The organism is Niabella terrae (assembly GCF_054783135.1).
In genome coordinates, this window is record NZ_BAAGRD010000018.1 from 1 (window position 1) to 599 (window position 599).

At 52.6% G+C, this 599-nt stretch carries 1 protein-coding gene; it reads right to left on the reverse strand.

Annotated features, from left to right (window positions below):
• Nucleotides 1-599: ATP-binding protein (locus ACYVI9_RS15000; protein ID WP_460765939.1), on the reverse strand; the 599-nt coding region annotated here is incomplete at both ends.

The following is a 599-nucleotide window of genomic DNA, read 5'->3' on the forward strand; positions in this document are numbered from 1 at the left end:
CTGATCTCGTTACGCAGGTTGCGGGCAAACGGCCTGAGCCGGAAAATGACAAAAGCTTTTTCCAAAAGGTCAATATAAGCGCTGACGGTGGCTTTGTCAGCGCCGGTGGTTTGTGCCAGCTCGTTGTATGACACCTCATGGCCCACCTGCCAGGCCAGTGCCTGAAGGATGCGTAAAAGTATTTCAGGTCGGCGTACTCCGCCCGATTCCAGGATATCTTTGTACAGGTAGCTTCCTGCCAGGTTGTTGAGCAGTTCCCGGGCCTGTTGGGGGTGGGTAACCACTTCCGGGTACATGCCCGTAATCAGGAACTCTTCCAGCCGTGGGGTGGTCCGGGCAAAAGAAAGGGAGGCCGTTATTTCCTGCCAGGACAATGGGTAAAGACGGTATTCCCACTTGCGCCCGGTCAGCGGTTCATTGATTTTATTGGCCAGTTCCAGTGCGGAGGACCCGGAAATGAATAATTGGAGATCCTTTTTTGCATCTATGATCATCTTGGCGCTCAGCCCGATATTTTCCAGTCGCTGGGCTTCATCAATGACGACAACTTTATAGCTGCCGATATAGCGGTTGATAAAAGCCTGTGTGGGATTGCTCCA